Annotated in this window: 13 protein-coding genes; 10 read left to right on the top strand and 3 right to left on the bottom strand. The window is 62.0% G+C overall.

Going from position 1 to position 17209, the window contains the following annotated elements; all coding sequences use genetic code 11:
- The first annotated feature begins 91 nt into the window (after positions 1-91).
- The 8 genes from AB7813_RS17935 (at position 92) to AB7813_RS17900 (ending at position 10172) form a co-directional block, all read left to right on the top strand.
- Positions 92-2089 carry an O-linked N-acetylglucosamine transferase family protein gene (locus AB7813_RS17935; RefSeq protein ID WP_439083909.1) on the top strand — a complete coding sequence of 666 codons (1998 nt, stop codon included), beginning with the start codon at positions 92-94 and terminating at the stop codon, positions 2087-2089.
- A 471-nt stretch (positions 2090-2560) separates the two neighbouring features.
- Entirely contained in the window at positions 2561-2767 is a 207-nt protein-coding gene (locus AB7813_RS17930; protein WP_068729538.1) for a hypothetical protein, read from the top strand.
- Positions 2768-3044: 277 nt separating this feature from the next.
- On the top strand, positions 3045-3944 hold the full coding sequence (locus tag AB7813_RS17925) for a LysR family transcriptional regulator (RefSeq protein WP_120287415.1): 900 nt from the start codon (positions 3045-3047) through the stop codon (positions 3942-3944).
- A 178-nt stretch (positions 3945-4122) separates the two neighbouring features.
- Positions 4123-4614 carry a formate dehydrogenase subunit gamma gene (locus AB7813_RS17920; protein WP_184512234.1) on the top strand — a complete coding sequence of 164 codons (492 nt, stop codon included), beginning with the start codon at positions 4123-4125 and terminating at the stop codon, positions 4612-4614.
- Positions 4611-6179, top strand: a complete 1569-nt coding sequence (locus AB7813_RS17915) for a formate dehydrogenase beta subunit (RefSeq protein WP_439083910.1) — start codon at positions 4611-4613, stop codon at positions 6177-6179. The genes AB7813_RS17920 and AB7813_RS17915 overlap by 4 nt, the downstream gene beginning before the upstream one ends.
- 11 nt (positions 6180-6190) lie before the next feature.
- Positions 6191-9100 (top strand): formate dehydrogenase subunit alpha, encoded by a 2910-nt coding sequence (gene fdhF, locus AB7813_RS17910; protein WP_439083911.1) that lies wholly within the window; start codon positions 6191-6193, stop codon positions 9098-9100.
- A 15-nt stretch (positions 9101-9115) separates the two neighbouring features.
- Positions 9116-9973, top strand: coding sequence for a formate dehydrogenase accessory sulfurtransferase FdhD (gene fdhD, locus AB7813_RS17905; RefSeq protein ID WP_439083912.1), 858 nt, complete (start codon positions 9116-9118; stop codon positions 9971-9973).
- Positions 9945-10172, top strand: coding sequence for a formate dehydrogenase subunit delta (locus AB7813_RS17900; protein WP_068729526.1), 228 nt, complete (start codon positions 9945-9947; stop codon positions 10170-10172). Before fdhD ends, AB7813_RS17900 begins: the two co-directional genes overlap by 29 nt.
- A 169-nt stretch (positions 10173-10341) precedes the next feature.
- Here AB7813_RS17900 and AB7813_RS17895 read toward each other — a convergent pair whose 3' ends face one another.
- The gene (locus AB7813_RS17895; RefSeq protein WP_089267781.1) at positions 10342-10614 is read right to left on the bottom strand and encodes a BolA family protein; all 273 of its coding nucleotides are present in this window, start codon (positions 10612-10614) and stop codon (positions 10342-10344) included.
- Between the two features lie 137 nt (positions 10615-10751).
- Here AB7813_RS17895 and AB7813_RS17890 point away from each other — a divergent pair, with 137 nt between their 5' ends.
- Together AB7813_RS17890 and AB7813_RS17885 are read left to right on the top strand one after the other, a co-directional pair.
- On the top strand, positions 10752-11408 hold the full coding sequence (locus AB7813_RS17890) for a J domain-containing protein (protein ID WP_089267780.1): 657 nt from the start codon (positions 10752-10754) through the stop codon (positions 11406-11408).
- Between the two features lie 399 nt (positions 11409-11807).
- On the top strand, positions 11808-13316 hold the full coding sequence (locus AB7813_RS17885; protein WP_439083913.1) for a L,D-transpeptidase family protein: 1509 nt from the start codon (positions 11808-11810) through the stop codon (positions 13314-13316).
- A gap of 29 nt (positions 13317-13345) precedes the next feature.
- Here AB7813_RS17885 and AB7813_RS17880 read toward each other — a convergent pair whose 3' ends face one another.
- Positions 13346-14053, bottom strand: coding sequence for an MgtC/SapB family protein (locus AB7813_RS17880; protein WP_309942303.1), 708 nt, complete (start codon positions 14051-14053; stop codon positions 13346-13348).
- Positions 14054-14255: 202 nt separating this feature from the next.
- On the bottom strand, positions 14256-17102 hold the full coding sequence (secA, locus tag AB7813_RS17875; protein ID WP_441228251.1) for a preprotein translocase subunit SecA: 2847 nt from the start codon (positions 17100-17102) through the stop codon (positions 14256-14258).
- Positions 17103-17209 lie beyond the last annotated feature (107 nt).

Genomic DNA, 17209 nt, shown 5'->3' with positions numbered 1-17209 from the left:
GCGGGTGTTCTCGACGCAGCGGAGGCGGGCGTCTATACCGGCGGGGTTGCCCTCGGCCATGCAAGCCGCAAAGCCCGAACTCCGCAGAATCATGGCGTCTCCAGCTGAACTGTTTCAAAGTGCATTCGCCGCCTTCCAGCAGGGCCGCCTCCAGGAGGCCGAGCGCGGATTCAGCAAGTTCTTGCGCAAGAACCCGAAGCATTTCCCGGCGCTGAATATTCTCGCCATCGCGCTGGTCGCGCTGAAGCGCCATGCGGAGGCCGAGCCGCATCTGAAGGCGGCTCTACGCATCAATGCGACATCGGATGCCACGTTCTACAATTACGGCCTGGTGCTGAAGGCGCTGAGCCGGCCGGATGAGGCGCTACTTCGTTTTACCGAAGCGCTGGCGCTCAATCCCGGCAATGCCGAAACGCTGAATAACCGTGGCACGGTTCTGAACGATCTGCGCGACTACCCCGCCGCGCTGGCTGATTTCGATCGCGCGCTGGTGCTCCACCCGCGCTATGCCGCAGCATTCTTCAACAAGAGCAAGTCGCTGGCCGAGTTGAAGCGCTATGACGAGGCGCTTGCAGCCTGCGAGTCGGCACTCGCCTTGCAGCCCGATCTGGCAGAAGCGTGGTTTGGTCGCGGCTACATCTTTGGCCAGATGCGGATGCCGGCAGAAGCGGTGGAGGCCTATGGCCGCGCACGCCAGTTCAATCCGGACATGCCACTGCTGAAAGGCAACTTGCTGCATCAGAAGATGCTGGTCTGCGACTGGCATGACGCGAATGGGCTGATTGCGGAGATCGAGGCTGATCTCATAGCCGGCAAACTGGCCGCCGAGCCATTCGGTTGGCAGGGCGTCGCCACCTCGGAACGCAGCCTGCAGCGCTGCGCCGAACTGACCAACGCCTCGCGTTTTCCCATGCAAGCTCCACCGCTGCGCGCTTCCCCGACCGGGCCGAATGCAAAAATTCGCGTCGGCTATCTGTCCGGTGAATTTCGACAGCAGGCGACCTCGCTGCTGCTGGTCGGTGTGCTGGAGCAGCACGACAAAAGCGCGTTCGAGATTTTCGCCATCGACAACGGGTATGACGACGGCAGCGACATCAGGCGACGCATCGCTGGCGCCGTGGATGGGATCGTCGATATCTCCACATTGAGCGATCCGCAGGCGGTGGACGCCCTTCGTGCGCATCGCATCGACATTCTCGTCAATCTCAACGGCTATTTCGGCGAGCAGCGCACCGGCATATTCGCGCGCAGGGCCGCGCCGGTGCAGGTCAATTATCTCGGCTTTCCAGGCACGCTCGGCGCGGGTTTCATGGATTACATCCTCGCCGATCAGCACGTCCTGCCGCCCGAGCACCGGCAATTCTATAGCGAGAAGGTGGCTTGGCTGCCGAATTGCTATCAGGCCAATGACGATCGCCGGGAGATATCGGTACGTGCATTCGCGCGCGCGGAGGTCGGTTTGCCTGCGCAGGGCTTCGTGTTCTGTTGCTTCAACAATGCCTACAAGATCACGCCCGATGTCTTCGACAGCTGGATGCGGATCCTCTCAGCCGTTGACGGCAGCGTTCTCTGGCTGTTGGAGGACAGCGCGGCGGCTGTGGCGAATCTGCGCCGCGAAGCGGAATTGCGGGGCATCGACCCCGCGCGTCTGGTGTTTGCCGCGCGCATGCTGCCGGCCGAGCACCTGGCGCGGCATCGTTGTGCGGATCTATTTCTCGATACGTTGCCGTACAATGCGCATACCACAGCGAGCGACGCATTATGGGCTGGATTGCCGTTGCTGACGTGTCGTGGAGAAACCTTTGCAGGGCGGGTTGCCGCGAGTCTTCTGCAGAATCTGGGTGTGCCGGAGTTGATTGCGGCGAAGCGAGATGACTATGAGCGTATGGCGATCGAGCTGGCGGAAAATCCCGAGCGGTTGTCGTCGATCCGGGAGAAATTATCGGCCAATCGTCTGAACATGCCGGCCTTCGACACTCGGCGTCTGGCGCGTGATATCGAAACCGCATTTCGCAAGATGGCCGAACGGGCCCGGGCAGGGCTGGCGCCAGCCCACATCATGTTTCCCGCTAACGATAGCGGCCAATAATATATTTGATTGAGCAAATCAGGTATTGCGCTCAACATTCTGGCTCATGTAATATTTTCGTGCGCAGCCGGCAAATTTTTGACGGCCCTAAGTCTTCGAGGAGACTCGCGCACTCTGCTGTAAATCTCCGAAACCACCGGCAATGCCCTGCCGGTGGTTTTTCGGCTTTTTTGGGGCCAGTTTCGAGTGGCTGGCTGGTATTCCAGGATTATTGCTAACGCGGAAAGGGCGCGGGAACTGTGCCATGGCGGCACGCCCTTGAATCAGTCCAACCCCCTCTTAAAACGACAGAATTGCTGCTGACCAGATCGGCAGCATGAGCTGGAATTGGTCGCAGAGGCATCCAAATTATGACCTGTTGCCCATCGTTGCATATCAGGACTGACGAGCTATCTGGCCGAAATTGCTAGAGATTTCTTGCTTTTTGAGCAAGTTGTGGCTAAAAGCCGCTCATCGTGGAGAGTATGAATAATGGCGCATAACTACGCAATTAATGAGGACGTTCACCACCAGCTGCAGGGGCCGCAGGGCCGTTCCACCATCAAGGAACGCAGCATCTACACCATCACCTCTCGCCTTCCGATCGAAGCCGATGGTCGCCCGCGTTACCGGATCAAGAGCAAGTCCGAGAACATCGAGCGTGTCGTGACCGAAGAGCAGATCAGCCGCCTGGGTTGATCTCGGATCAGCCTTCTGGCTGATCGTATTTGCCGTTTGCTGTCGTCGCCGGGGCCTTGGACCCCGCGACGAAGCAGACCGCCGCAAAGATCCCAACCAGATTCTATCTTGAAGCGGGAAGCTTGGCCGGGGCTGATCTCTGCTTGTCCTGCTGCGATGGTTGCGGCAAGGCGGCTTCGCACCATATGCTTTGCCCCGAGGGCGGACACCGAAGGCCACATACGCGATCGTCGCGCCGCACCTCGGCAAAAATGATGTGGTCGGAGCGGGGCGTCCCTTGATCGAAAAACTTGAACTGCTGTTGTCGCTGGCGAAGGAACGGCATTTCGGCCGTGCCGCCGAAGCATGCGGCGTCACCCAGCCCACCATGTCGACCAGCCTCAAGCAGCTCGAGGATATGCTCGGCGTGATGCTGGTGCAGCGCGGCTCGCGCTTCCAGGGGTTTACGCCGGAAGGCGAACGCGCGCTCGATTGGGCACGCCGCATCGTCGGCGATGCTCGCGCGATGAAGCAGGAAATCAACGGTCTCAAGGACAGTCTGTCCGGCGAGATCCGCATCGCTGCGATTCCCACGGTGCTCGGCATGGTCGCCTCGCTGACGACGCCGTTTCGTGCGCGGCATCCCGATGTACGCTTTAAAATCATGTCCTGCACTTCGGCGGCGGTGCTGGGCCTCCTGGAAAATCTTGAGGTCGATGCGGGGCTGACCTACATCGAAAATGAACCGCTGGGCAAAGTCCGCTCGATCCCGCTCTACAAGGAAAGCTACCGGCTGCTGACCTCGCCGGACGGCCTGTTCGGTGATCGCAAGGAAGTCACCTGGAGCGAAGTCGGCCAAGTGCCGCTGTGTCTCCTGACACCCGACATGCAGAATCGCCGCATCATCGATCGTGCCCTGAAATCGGTGGGCGCCGAAGCGATGCCGATGCTGACGTCGAACTCTATCATCGTGCTCTATACCCATGTGAAGACCGGCCGTTGGGCCAGCGTGATGCCGGCCAAGCTGGCGGAGACGCTGGGCCTGACCGCCAATGACTCGGTCCGTATGATCCCGATCGTCGATCCTGTGGTGAATTATGGCGTCGGCCTCGTGGTGCCCCAGCGCGATCCCATGACCCCGCTGGTGGCGACTCTGGTCCAGATCGCCCGGGAGGTTGCGCCGTCGCTGGAGGCGTAAGACCTTCGTTTCGGGCGCTGTAATTGCTGCGCTGCAACCAAGCTAACCATTTCAAATTCATCGATTTCGCCGGGTGTCGATACCGTTTCCGTATCGCAGCATGAGACAGCTTTATTGATCTTTGGATCGATTCCAATTTTGATTGGTTTTCCAGTCATAAGATCAATCGAGTACCGGGATGAACGCAGCCTACGAGCCGAATGCTTATGAGCCTTGGAGTGCCGACCGAGGCACCGAGATCATCGAGAGCCTGTCCCATGTGGAAGGCGGCGTGATCGTGATTCTGCATGCGATGCAGGAAGCCTTCGGCTATGTGCCGGAGCCGGCAATCCCGATGATCGCGCTGGCGCGTAACCTGTCGCGCGCCGAGGTCCATGGCGTGTTCACTTTCTACCATGACTTCCGCCACGAGCCGGCCGGCAAGCATGTGCTGAAGATCTGCCGCGCTGAGGCTTGCCAGGCGGCTGGCGGCGATGCACTTGCGGCGCGCGCGGAAGCGAAATTGGGTGTAAAGTTTGGAAACACGACGGCGGATCAGCGTGTTACGTTGGAGCCGATCTATTGCCTCGGGCTCTGCGCCACGGCGCCATCGGCGATGCTCGATGGCCGTCTGGTTGGCCGCCTCGATGAGAAGCGCATCGATGCGCTGGTCGCGGAGGCACAGCGATGACATCTGATAAAACTCTGAAGATCTACATTCCGCGCGATGCGGCCGCCGTTTCCGTCGGCGCCGATGAACTCGTCAGTGCCTTCGAAGCGGAGGCTCAAAAGCGCAAGCTTGCAATCGAGATCATTCGCCCCGGTTCGCGCGGATTGCTGTGGCTGGAGCCGATGATCGAAGTCGCGACGCCGGAAGGCCGTGTCGCCTTCGGGGCGGTCGAAGAGAAAGACGTTGCGTCGGTGCTCGATGCGATGGTCGCAAACGGCTCTCACGCGCTGCGTCTTGGTGTCGCGGAGGAGATTCCGTGGCTCAAGAAGCAGACGCGTCTGACCTTTGTGCGCTGCGGCGTCGTCGATCCCCGGTCGGTCGAGGATTACATCGCGCATGATGGCTACAGGGGCCTCACGCGCGCGTTGACGCTGGATAGCGCCGGCATCATTGCCGACGTCACCACATCCGGCCTGCGTGGCCGCGGTGGCGCTGGCTTCCCGACCGGTATCAAGTGGAAGACCGTTGCCGATACCAAAGCCGATCGTAAATTCATCGTCTGCAATGCGGACGAGGGCGACAGCGGCACCTTCGCCGACCGCATGATCATGGAAGGCGATCCCTTCGTGGTGATCGAAGGCATGACCATTGCCGGCATCGCGGTGGGCGCCACCAAGGGCTACATCTATATCCGTTCGGAATATCCGCATGCCGTCGAGGCGATGAATGAGGGTATCGCTGCCGCCAAGCGCGCCGGTTATCTCGGCGACAAGATTCGCGGCTCGGCGCACGCATTCGATCTCGAAGTCCGCGTCGGCGCCGGCGCCTATGTCTGCGGCGAGGAGACCTCACTGCTGGAGAGTCTCGAAGGCCGTCGCGGCATCGTCCGCGCCAAGCCGCCGCTGCCGGCGCATAAAGGCCTGTTCGGCAAGCCGACGGTCATCAACAACGTGCTCTCGTTTGCGGCGATCCCGTTCATCCTCGACAACGGCGCCAAGGCCTATGCGGATTACGGCATGGGCCGCTCGCGCGGTACGATGCCGATCCAGCTCGCGGGTAACATCAAGTTCGGCGGCCTCTTCGAAGTCGCTTTCGGCATCACGCTGGGTGAGCTGATTGATGATATCGGCGGCGGCACCTTCACCGGCAAGCCGGTCCGCGCGGTGCAGGTCGGCGGTCCGCTCGGTGCCTACTTCCCGCGCGAATTGTTCGACACGCCGTTCGACTACGAGGCTTTCGCCAAGCGTGACGGCCTGATCGGCCACGGCGGCATCGTGGTGTTCGACGACACCGTCGATATGTCGAAGCAGGCGCGCTTTGCGATGGAATTCTGCGCCATCGAATCCTGCGGCAAGTGCACGCCGTGCCGCATCGGCTCCACCCGTGGCGTTGAGACCATCGACAAGATCCGCCGCGGCGAACGCGTCGCCGAGAACATCGCCGTGCTGCAGGACCTCAGCAACACCATGAAGTTCGGTTCGCTCTGTGCGCTGGGCGGCTTCACGCCGTATCCGGTGATGAGTGCGCTGAAACATTTCCCCGGAGATTTCGGCCCGGCGCCATCGCGCCTTCAGGCCGCAGAGTAAAGGAGCAACACATGTCGCTCGTTCACGAAATCGATTTTGGTACGCCGCGTTCGAAGTCCGAAAAGATGGTCACGCTGACCATTGACGGGCAGAGTGTCTCGGTGCCCGAGGGCACCTCGATCATGCGCGCCGCCATGGAGATGGGCACGCAGATTCCGAAACTCTGCGCCACCGACATGGTGGATGCCTTCGGCTCCTGTCGTCTCTGTCTCGTCGAGATCGAAGGCCGCGCGGGCACGCCGGCCTCCTGCACCACGCCGGCCATGGAAGGCCTCGTGGTTCATACCCAGAATGCGCGGCTCGCGGCGCTGCGCAAGGGCGTGATGGAGCTCTATATCTCCGACCATCCGCTCGACTGTCTCACCTGCGCCGCCAATGGCGATTGCGAATTGCAGGACATGGCCGGCGCCGTCGGCCTGCGCGACGTGCGTTACGGTTATGACGGCGAGAACCATGTGTTCGCCAAGTCTGGCCCGAAGCACAATCACAATTCGCCGGAAGCCTGCGAAAACGATCACTGGATGGCGAAGGACGAGTCGAATCCGTACTTCACATACGATCCCTCCAAGTGCATCGTCTGCTCGCGCTGCGTTCGCGCCTGTGAAGAAGTTCAGGGCACTTTCGCGCTGACGATCTCCGGCCGCGGTTTCGAGAGCCGGGTCTCGCCGGGTATGAGCGAGAGCTTCCTGGGTTCGGAATGCGTGTCCTGCGGCGCCTGCGTGCAGGCCTGCCCGACCGCGACGCTGACAGAGAAGGCCGTGATCGAGATCGGCCAGCCCGAGCACTCGGCTGTGACCACCTGCGCCTATTGCGGCGTCGGCTGTACTTTCAAGGCGGAAATGCGCGGCGAAGAGTTGGTGCGCATGGTGCCGTACAAGGACGGCAAGGCCAATCGCGGCCATTCCTGCGTCAAGGGCCGCTTCGCCTGGGGCTATGCGAACCACAAAGAGCGCATCCTCAATCCGATGATCCGCGAGAAGATCAGCGATCCATGGCAGGAAGTGTCATGGGATGAGGCCTTCAATTTCGCGGCCAAGAAGTTCAAGGGCATCCAGGCCACACACGGCAAAGACTCTATTGGCGGCATCACCTCGTCGCGCTGCACCAATGAAGAAGTATTCGTGGTGCAGAAGCTGATCCGCGCCGGCTTCGGCAACAACAACGTCGATACCTGCGCGCGCGTCTGCCATTCGCCGACCGGCTACGGCCTGTCCTCGACCTTCGGCACCTCGGCCGGCACGCAGGATTTCGACTCGGTGGAAGACACCGACGTCGTGATGATCATTGGTGCGAACCCGACCGATGGCCATCCGGTGTTCGCGTCGCGCCTGAAGAAGCGTTTGCGCGCCGGAGCCAAGCTGATCGTGGTCGATCCGCGCCAAACCGATATCGTGCGCTCGGCCCATATCGAGGCACAGCACCATCTGCCCCTGATGCCCGGTACCAACGTCGCCGTGCTCACGGCGCTGGCGCATGTCATCGTCACCGAAGGCCTCGCCGACGAGACCTTCATCCGCGAGCGCTGTGACTGGAGCGAGTTCGAAGACTGGGCCGCCTTCGTCGCGCAGCCGAACCACAGCCCCGAAGCCACTGCCATCATGACCGGCGTCGATCCGAAGGAGCTGCGCGCCGCCGCCCGTTTGTTCGCCACCGGTGGCAACGGTGCGATTTATTACGGTCTCGGCGTCACCGAGCACAGCCAGGGTTCGACCACCGTAATCGCGATCGCGAACCTCGCGATGGCGACCGGCAATATCGGCCGTCCCGGCGTCGGCGTGAATCCGCTGCGCGGCCAGAACAACGTGCAGGGCTCTTGCGACATGGGCTCGTTCCCGCACGAGCTGCCGGGCTATCGCCACATCTCGGGCGATGCGGTGCGCGAGCAGTTCGAAGCGATGTGGAACGTCAAGCTCAACAGTGAGCCGGGCCTGCGCATTCCCAACATGTTCGATGCCGCCACCGAAGGCACTTTCATGGGCCTCTACGTGCAGGGCGAAGACATCCTGCAGTCCGACCCCAACACCAAGCATGTGGTCGCGGCGCTGTCGGCGATGGAATGCGTCATCGTCCACGACCTGTTCCTGAACGAGACCGCCAACTACGCCCACGTGTTCTTCCCGGGCTCCACCTTCCTGGAGAAGAACGGCACCTTCACCAATGCCGAACGTCGCATCCAGCGCGTCCGCAAGGTGATGTCGCCGAAAAATGGTCTTGAGGACTGGGAAGTGACCTTGGGATTCGCCAAGGCACTCGGCTATGAGATGTCCTACAATCACCCCTCGGAGATCATGGACGAAATCGCGGCGCTGACGCCGACTTTCGCCGGCGTCTCCTATGCGAAGCTGGAGGAGGTTGGTTCGGTGCAGTGGCCGTGTAACGAGAAGCAGCCTCTGGGCACGCCGATCATGCATATGGACGGCTTCGTGCGCGGCAAGGGCAAGTTCATGCTCACCGAATACATCGCCACCGACGAGCGTACCGGGCCGCGCTTCCCGCTGCTGCTCACCACCGGCCGTATTCTCAGCCAGTACAATGTCGGCGCGCAGACACGGCGCACCGAGAATGTGGTCTGGCATGAAGAGGATCGTCTGGAGCTGCATCCGCATGACGCCGAACTGCGTGGCATCCGCGACGGCGACTGGGTGAAGCTGCAGAGCCGCGCCGGCGAGACGACGTTGCGTGCGCTGCTAACCGAGCGTATGGCGCCGGGCGTGGTCTATACGACCTTCCATCACCCGACCACGCAGGCCAACGTCATCACCACCGAGTTCTCGGACTGGGCCACCAACTGCCCGGAATACAAGGTGACCGCGGTGCAGATCTCGCCCTCGAACGGTCCGTCCGAGTGGCAGAAGGAATATGACGAGCAGGCTCGCCAGTCGCGCCGGATCGCCATGCCTGTCGTGGAAGCCGCGGAGTAGGTCTGGAAACCAAAGATGCACGAGCCAGTTCGCTCAGTCCCCCGCAAGATCTGGCGCCAGTCCGGCGTCAGCGAGGGGCTGCGCGCGGTGCCGGAAGAGACCGCGTTGGCGATCACCTATAATGGCGGTACCTATGCCGTCATGATGGGGACGCCGCAGGACTATCGCGACTTCGCCTATGGCTTCAGCCTGAGCGAAGGCGTAGTCACCTCGATCGACGAGATCGAGAGTTTTGAGGCCGTTGAATTCGACGATGGCGTTGAGCTGCGGATGTGGCTCGCAGGCGAGAAGGCCGAGAGCATCAGCGCGCGGCGCCGGCAGATCGCCGGGCCGACGGGCTGCGGTCTGTGCGGCATCGACTCGATTTCTGAAGCCGTTAAGCCGGCGGCCATCGTCGCGCCCGGCGGCGTGTTCTCCTTCGACCAGATCATGGCGGCGATGGAGACGCTGTCGCCGCTGCAGAAGGTCAACATCCAGACCCGCGCCGTGCACGCCGCGGCGTTCTGGACGCCGGCCGACGGCATCGTCGCGTTGCGTGAGGATGTCGGCCGTCACAATGCGCTCGACAAGCTGGCCGGCGCGCTGGCGCAGGCCAAGGTCGATGCAGGGCAGGGCATGGTCCTGCTCACCAGCCGCGTCTCTGTCGAGATGGTGCAGAAGACGGCTGCCATCGGCGCGCCGCTCATGGTGTCGGTCTCGGCCCCCACCGCACTGGCCATCCGTATGGCGGAAGCCGCAGGCATTACGTTGGCCGCGATCGCGCGCAGCGACGGGTTCGAAGTTTTCACACATCAGCATCGCGTGCGTCAGCACGGCGTCACCGCGGATGCATCAGGGCAAGAGCATGGACACCCACACATCGACGTCGCCTGACCGGCTGATCTATATGGCCAACCAGATCGGCGACTTCTTCAACAGCCAGGGCCACGATCACGCCGTGGCCGGCATTGCCGAGCACATCAAGAAGTTCTGGGATCCGCGCATGCGGAAGAAGATCTTCGAACATCTGGATGCGGGCGGCGCCGGGCTGAAGCCGAACGTCCTCGAGGCGATCGCGTCGCTGAAGAAGTAGGACCAGCCCACACTCGTCATTCCGGGGCGGGGGCGCGTCTTCGTGCGCGCGAACCCGGAAGCTGGACATGGCTTGGCGCTGTTGGAGACTCCCATGCTGAGATTCCGGGGCGCGATCGCCAAGCGGTGCTCGCGCCCCGGAATGACGGTGTAGGGTGCCGCGACGAAACCTAACCCGCTTCCTTCGGCGTCTGCGGTTTCAGCGCCAGCGCATGTACCGTTCCCGCAAGTTCCGCCGCCAGCAGTTCGTTGATCATGCGATGGCGGTCGATCCGGCTCTTCCCTTCGAAGGCCTCCGACACAATATTGACCCTGAAGTGGGTTTCACCCTCCGGGCGGTGGCCCATGTGACCGGCATGCAGATGCGATTCATCTGAAACGTCGAGGCTGAGGGGCGCGAAAGCCTCTGTCAGCTTCTTTGTGATGTTATCTTTCATGGTCATGATGGCCGGCTTAGCGGTTCGCCCCACTCATGGTCAATCACGATGTGGCGACCATATTGGTGCGGCGCAGGGCGCCGAATGAGGTAATCGGAATGTCAAGACTTGAAGCTTTTTGCATTGCGTTGTCATAGTCAGCCATGCCCATCGACTCATCCAAATTCTTCGACAGCATCCGTATCAAGCCGAACAAGCTGAGCGCGAAGCAGCAGGCCGCTGCGCGCGAAGAAGCTATTATGTGCGAGTGGCCCGAGTGCAAGAACAAGGGTCCGCACCGCGCGCCCAAGGGCCGTGCGCAGGACAAGGAATACTGGCATTTCTGCCTGAACCATGTCCGCGAATACAATCAGGGCTACAACTTCTTCCAGGGCATGGCCCCGGACGCGGTCGCCAAGTACCAGAAGGACGCGCTGACCGGCCATCGTCCGACCTGGAAGATGGGCGCCAACGGCTCTGCGGACAAAACCAAGGCCGGGCAGCCCGACCTCGACGGCGCGATCGATCCGTTTGCCATGTTCAACGAGATGAACGGCATGGGTATGGGGCGCGGCCGGGCCCGCAAGCCGCAGCAGCCGATCAAGGAAGAAACCCGCAAGATCTTCAATGCCGAGCGCAAGGCGCTACAGGTTATGGGTCTGGGCCCCAGCGCGACGCTGGACGACGTCAAGGCGCAGTACAAGGCGCTGGTGAAGCAGCATCACCCCGACGCCAATGGTGGCGACCGCTCCACCGAGGACCGGTTGATCGAAATCATCAAGGCTTACAACTACTTGAAGACCGTGGTCCGGGGCTCCTGAGGCACTCCGAGATTGTCCACGCCCTTGCCAATGTTCGTCGTGTCCGGCCAGCGCGAAGCGAGCTTCGCTGGATGTGCCGGGCATCCACATCTTTGGCGGCGAGTGAACAAAGACGTGGGTGGCCGGGACAAGCCCGGCCATGACGGTCGAGAGCGCTGCCAAACTATTAAGCATAACCCGCCGCCGCCTGCTTAATTCGCCTTCCCGCCAGATACCGCCGCAATTCCGCCCGGCCTGAGATCTTCAATCTCTGTTGACCATCGCCGGAACGGAACCTGCTGCTCACGGCCAGTTGCCTTGCGAGCAGGGGGCCTTAAGGCTAATATTTGCGTACGAATAAGGGCTCATTTGTCTTTATTCCTTGGGGTGTCGACGTCCCGTCGGCTGCGGAGCTTGGCTTTGAAACATCGCTCGCTTGTTCGCGCGCTGCTGACGTCGGTCGTACTTGCGACAGGCGTGGTGCTGGCCGGCTGCAACGGCGAAGACATGTCGCTCGCCAGCAATGCCAAGGCGAACCAGCCCGTTCCGCCCAAGCTCGTCGCCGAGATGACTGAAAAGGACATGGACCTGCAGTCGCCGATGCTGGTCCGTGTGTTCAAGCAGGAAGCCGAACTCGAAGTCTGGAAGCAGAATCGCTCCGGCCAGTTTGCGCTGCTGAAGACCTATCCGATCTGCCGCTGGTCCGGCGATCTCGGCCCGAAGGTCAAGGAAGGCGATCGCCAGGCACCGGAAGGTTTCTATTCGATCACGCCGGCGCAGATGAATCCGCGCTCGTCCTACTATCTCTCCTTCAATACCGGTTTCCCCAACGCCTTTGACAAGTCGCTGGGACGCACCGGTTCGCAGCTGATGGTGCATGGCGATTGCTCGTCGCGGGGCTGTTTCGCCATGACCGACGAACAGATCGCCGAGATCTATTCGCTGGGCCGTGAATCCTTCTTCGGCGGACAGCGCTCGTTCCAGTTCGCGGCGTTTCCGTTCAAGATGACGCCGGTCAACATGGCCAAGCATCGCAACAACCCGAACATGCCGTTCTGGAAGATGATCAAGCAGGGCTATGATCATTTCGAAGTGACGCGGCAGGAGCCGAAGGTCGAGTTCTGCGAGAACAAGTATGTGTTCGATCCGGCCGCACCTGCAGGATCGACCAAGCCGCTGGTGTTCAATGCCTCGGCCAAGTGCCCAGTCTACCAGATTCCGTCCGAGATCGCCGATGCCGTCAGCGCCAAGCAGGCGCAGGATGATGCGAAGATTGCCGAACTGGTTGCCAAGGGCACGCCGGTCGCGCAGCGCCGTCCCGATATCGACGGCGGCATGAACCGCGTCTTCGCCTCCAAACTGCCCGATGGCGCCACCGGCCTGTCGGATCCGGAGCCGCCGGGTGTGCAGACCGCCGCCTATTCGCGCGCACCGGGCACCATCCCGCCGCACGTCAATCCGCCGAAGGCGACCGCTGCGGCGACAACCTCCTATTCGGCGTCGCTGTTCGCAGCATCGGAAGAACCCGTCGTCGCCGCGCCCTCCACGCGTGTCGCGTCGGCCTCGTCGGACGGCGGTTTCTTCAGCAATCTCGCCAAGAAGGTCGGCATTGGCGGCTCGGAAACGACCGCGACCGCAACTACGGCGCCAGCGGCTCCCGTGCCGACACCGGCCGCGAAGCCGAAGGCCGTCGCCAGCAAGGCCGGTCCGTCGGCTGCTCCTGCGACGCCTGCTTCTGTAGCTGCAGCGAAGCCGGCCGCCGCACCCGCACCGCTCGTGGCCACCGCGCGCCCGCCGCTCAAGCCGACGCTGTCGGCCGAACCATCCACGCCAGCCTCCGGCGGCGGCACCGGCACAGCCGCGCTGTCAGGCGCAGCCCCGGTCGTGTCCGCGAATTCGTTCACGGACCGCTTCTCGGCGATGCGCTAGGCGCGTCGCTCTTCCTGCAGACATATCGCTCACGTGTGATTGGCGCCGTGGTCGCTGACGCGTTTGACAATACTCACCTGACGCACGCCGTCGAGCTCCTGCAGCTTCGAAGGATAGCTCGCGATATCCTGTGACGACACCTTGCTGAGCAGGATCGAGAGCTGGTCGGTGCCTTGGGGATCGCGGCTTTCCACGAGGAAGCGCTTCACCTGGCCGGCGCGCAGCGACAATGTCTCGCGCAGCAATTCCGGCGTCAGGCCGTTGTTCTCGACTTCCACCTTCAGCATGCAGGTCTGGTTGCGCGAGCGATAGGCTTCCTCGAGCGGCTTGATACCGACGAGGATGATCAGGATGATCACCGTCGATGCGCCGGCCGCGAGATACAATCCTCCGCCGACCGCCAGCCCGATCGCTGCCACCGTCCAGATACTTGCCGCCGTGGTCAGTCCCTTGACGATCTCGCCGCGCGCCAGGATCGATCCCGCACCGAGAAAGCCGATGCCGGACACCACCTGCGCTGCGATACGCGATGGATCGAGCACGACATTGGATTGCGTGAGCAGGATGTTGGAGAAGCCGTATTGTGAGACCAGCATGATCAGGCAGGAGCCGACGCAGACCAGCATATGCGTGCGGATGCCCGCGGCCCAGAGCAGCCGCTCCCGCTCGAAACCGATCAGACTGCCGAGCGCCGCGGCGGAGATCAGGCGGATCAGCATTTCGGAATTGGACATCATCGGCACGCCCCCTCATTCCTGCGGCCGCTCGTGTCGGCACGATGGAACAGGCTAGTCCTCTGCGACGCGTTGTCCAATCGTCGTCAGCGGCGTCCAGCGCAGTGCTTGGCTGCGTGAATGCGTGGAACCAACAGCCCAAAGAAAAATCCCTCCCGAACGGGGAGGGATTTCAGATGGCTTCGCGATCGACCCGGTGGTCAGCTTACGCATACCGCCCGTGGCAGTGCTTGAACTTCTTGCCGGAGCCGCACGGGCAGTCCTCGTTGCGGCCGACCTTGCCCCAGGTGTCCTGGTTGTTCGGATCGCGGGCGACGGCGGGCTGCTGCTGGCCCATCGGTGCCAGCGCCGCATTGGCGAAGGCCATTTCGTCTTCGCCGGTGTTGTAGTCGAGCTTGTGGGCTTCCATGACAGGCAGTTCGGGCTGCACGTCCGGCGGCACGATTTCGACGCGCATCAATTGCGCGGTGACGGCTTCGCGCAGATTGGAAATCATGGCCTCGAACAGGTTGAAGGCTTCCGCCTTGTATTCCTGCAGCGGATCACGCTGGCCGTAGCCGCGCAGGCCGATGACCTGACGCAAATGGTCGAGCATCACCAGATGCTCGCGCCACAGATGATCCAGCGTCTGCAGCAGGATCGTCTTCTCGACGTAACGCATCACGTCGGGGCCCCACTGGGCGACCTTCGCGGCCATGTGCTCGTCGGCCTTCTGCTCGATACGGTTGAGCAGTTCTTCGTCGGCGATGCCTTCTTCCTTGGCCCATTCGTCGACCGGAAGATCGAGATCGAGCACGCGCTTCAGCTCTTCCTTCAGGCCGACCACGTCCCACTGCTCGGCATACTGGTTTTCCGGCACGTGTTTGGTGACGAGGTCCTCGACGAAAGCGCGGCGCATGTCGTTGACGGTCTCGGCGACGCTATCGTTCTGCATCAGGTCGACGCGCTGTTCGAAGATCACCTTGCGCTGGTCGTTCTGCACGTCGTCGTATTTCAGCAGGTTCTTGCGGATGTCGAAGTTGCGCGCCTCGACCTTCTGCTGGGCTTTCTCGAGCGCCTTGTTGATCCACGGATGGATGATCGCTTCGCCTTCCTTCAGGCCGAGGCGCGTCAGCATCGTATCCAGACGATCCGAGCCGAAGATGCGCATCAGGTCGTCTTCCAGCGACAGGAAGAACTTGGACCGGCCAGGGTCGCCCTGACGGCCGGAGCGGCCGCGGAGCTGGTTGTCGATGCGGCGTGACTCATGGCGCTCGGAGCCCATGATGTAGAGGCCGCCGGGCTTCTCGACGGTCTTGGCCGGCTTGCTGCCCTTGGCGGGTTCGATCTCGACCACTTCCTTGGCGTTCAGCACGATCTCGCGGAACCGCTCGATCTCGGCCTTGATCTCGGCGATCTTGGCAACCTTCTCGGCTTCGTCGGCGATATCGGCCGTTTCGATCTGCGCGCGCATCTCGACCGAGCCGCCGAGTTTGATGTCGGTGCCGCGGCCGGCCATGTTGGTGGCGATGGTGATGGCGCCGGGGACGCCGGCTTCGGCGACGATATAGGCTTCCTGCTCGTGGAAGCGCGCATTCAGCACCGCGAACAGTTTCGCCGGCTTGCCGGAACGCGCGGCCGCATAGAGCTTGTCCATCGCCTTCGGCTTGGTGAAGTCGATCAGCTTGTAGCCGTTCTTGAGCAGATACTCGCCAAGCACTTCCGATTTTTCGATCGACGCGGTGCCGACCAGTACCGGCTGCATCCGCGCATTGGCGCGCTCGATTTCGGCGAGGATGGCGGCGTGCTTCTCGTCCTGGGTGCGATAGACCTCGTCGTCCTCGTCCATGCGGCCGATGCCGACATTGGTGGGCACTTCGACGACTTCGAGCTTGTAGATGTCGAACAGTTCGTCCGCTTCGGTCAGCGCCGTGCCGGTCATGCCGGCCAGTTTCTTGTACATGCGGAAGTAGTTCTGGAACGTGATCGAGGCCAGCGTCTGGTTTTCCGGCTGGACCGTCACATGTTCCTTGGCTTCCAGCGCCTGGTGCAGGCCTTCCGAATAACGGCGGCCCTGCATCATGCGGCCGGTGAACTCGTCGATAATGATCACCTCGTCGTCGCGGACGATGTAGTCCTTGTCGCGGTTGAACAGCGAGTGGGCGCGCAGCGCCTGATTGATGTGATGCACGACGGAGACGTTCTCGACGTCATACAGCGTCTCGCCCTTGAGCTGGCCGGCATCGCGCAGCAGGGTTTCGATCTTCTCCATGCCTGCTTCGGTCAGCGTCACGGTGCGCTGCTTCTCGTCGACTTCGAAGTCGATGACTTTTTCGAGCTTGGGCAGGAAGGTGTCGATGGTGTTGTAGAATTCCGAGCGGTCGTCGAGCGGGCCGGAGATGATCAGCGGCGTACGCGCTTCGTCGATGAGGATCGAGTCGACTTCGTCGACGATGGCGTAGAAGTGCTTGCGCTGGACCATGTCCTCCAGCCGGTACTTCATGTTGTCGCGCAGATAGTCGAAGCCGTATTCGTTGTTGGTGCCGTAGGTGATGTCGCAGGCATAGGCCGCCTGGCGCTCGGCATCGTCGAGTCCGTGAACGATCACGCCGGTGGTGAGGCCCAGGAAGCTGTAGATTTGGCCCATCCAGCCGCTATCGCGCTTGGCGAGGTAGTCGTTGACGGTGACGACATGCACGCCCTGGCCGGCGAGCGCGTTCAGATAGACGGCGAGGGTGGCGACCAGCGTCTTACCTTCGCCCGTCTTCATCTCGGCGATGTCGCCCTCATGCAGCACCATTCCGCCGATCAGCTGCACGTCGAAGTGACGCTGGCCGAGGGTGCGCTTGGCGGCTTCGCGGACGGTGGCGAAAGCGGGAACGAGGAGATCGTCGAGAGTCTTGCCGGCTTCGAGTTGTGCCTTGAACTCGGCGGTGCGCGCTTTGAGCGCATCGTCCGACAGCGCTGCGACCTCAGGTTCCAGCGCGTTGATCGCGGCAACACGCGATTGATATCCCTTGACGCGGCGGTCGTTGGCAGAGCCGAAGAACTTGCGGGCGAGCGCGCCGATCATCACGAAATCCTGTCTTTAGCAATGCGGCCCGAAGGCCGTGGAATGGTGCAGCGGTCGCCCAGCCTCGTCATATCCAAAGTCTGTGGCGGATTGCTGTCTGGACCCCG

This window comes from Tardiphaga sp. 20_F10_N6_6 (assembly GCF_052076045.1).
GTDB lineage: Bacteria > Pseudomonadota > Alphaproteobacteria > Rhizobiales > Xanthobacteraceae > Tardiphaga > Tardiphaga robiniae.
The sequence above is the reverse complement of the archived record's forward strand: the minus strand, read 5'-3'. Positions and strand labels throughout refer to the sequence as shown.

What these genes read in the sequence shown, in the direction of transcription:
- AB7813_RS17930 (WP_068729538.1), top strand. Translation starts at nt 2,561, where the DNA reads ATGGCGCATAACTACGCAATTAATGAGGACGTTCACCACCAGCTGCAG.
- AB7813_RS17915 (WP_439083910.1), top strand. Translation starts at nt 4,611, where the DNA reads ATGACATCTGATAAAACTCTGAAGATCTACATTCCGCGCGATGCGGCC.
- AB7813_RS17935 (WP_439083909.1), top strand. Translation starts at nt 92, where the DNA reads ATGGCGTCTCCAGCTGAACTGTTTCAAAGTGCATTCGCCGCCTTCCAG.
- AB7813_RS17900 (WP_068729526.1), top strand. Translation starts at nt 9,945, where the DNA reads ATGGACACCCACACATCGACGTCGCCTGACCGGCTGATCTATATGGCC.
- fdhF (WP_439083911.1), top strand. Translation starts at nt 6,191, where the DNA reads ATGTCGCTCGTTCACGAAATCGATTTTGGTACGCCGCGTTCGAAGTCC.
- AB7813_RS17880 (WP_309942303.1), bottom strand. Translation starts at nt 14,053, where the DNA reads ATGATGTCCAATTCCGAAATGCTGATCCGCCTGATCTCCGCCGCGGCG.
- AB7813_RS17920 (WP_184512234.1), top strand. Translation starts at nt 4,123, where the DNA reads ATGAACGCAGCCTACGAGCCGAATGCTTATGAGCCTTGGAGTGCCGAC.
- AB7813_RS17890 (WP_089267780.1), top strand. Translation starts at nt 10,752, where the DNA reads ATGCCCATCGACTCATCCAAATTCTTCGACAGCATCCGTATCAAGCCG.
- fdhD (WP_439083912.1), top strand. Translation starts at nt 9,116, where the DNA reads ATGCACGAGCCAGTTCGCTCAGTCCCCCGCAAGATCTGGCGCCAGTCC.
- secA (WP_441228251.1), bottom strand. Translation starts at nt 17,102, where the DNA reads ATGATCGGCGCGCTCGCCCGCAAGTTCTTCGGCTCTGCCAACGACCGC.
- AB7813_RS17895 (WP_089267781.1), bottom strand. Translation starts at nt 10,614, where the DNA reads ATGACCATGAAAGATAACATCACAAAGAAGCTGACAGAGGCTTTCGCG.